Origin of the sequence: Bacillus sp. SIMBA_074 (assembly GCF_046534555.1) — a bacterium.
GTDB lineage: Bacteria > Bacillota > Bacilli > Bacillales > Bacillaceae_G > Bacillus_A > Bacillus_A mycoides.
In genome coordinates this window covers 1-347 of sequence record NZ_JAWRYM010000210.1, presented here as the reverse complement: position 1 = coordinate 347, position 347 = coordinate 1, and the positions used below count along the sequence as shown (strand labels likewise).

The 347-nt window shown below is 34.3% G+C and carries 1 protein-coding gene; it reads left to right on the top strand.

The genetic code is table 11. From position 1 onward, the window contains the following. Nucleotides 1-163: 163 nt before the first annotated feature. Nucleotides 164-347, top strand: a 184-nt coding sequence (locus SB773_RS30535; RefSeq protein WP_410593961.1) for an ATP-binding cassette domain-containing protein, incomplete at its 3' end; no start/stop codon positions are given.

The window sequence follows — 347 nt, the reverse complement described above, 5'->3', positions numbered from 1 at the left end:
CAATTGCTGATGAAGTTATGGTCATGAAGGATGGAGAAATTATTGAAAGAGAAAAATCAAAAACTATATTTTCAGAACCGGAACATGACTATACCAAATATTTAGTATCTACTAGACTAGCGTTGAGTAATCATTTTAAGAAAATAATGGGGAGAGCTTAAAATTGCTAAAGGTTGATAGTGTGGAGAAGTCTTATAAAAGTGGTGGACTCATTTCAAACAAAAGACAAAAGATTTTGAAAAATATTAGTTTTGAATGTGGAAGTGGCGAATGTCTCGGTATTATCGGAGAAAGTGGGAGCGGGAAATCCACCTTAGGTCGTTTACTAATTGGAATTGAAAAGCCAG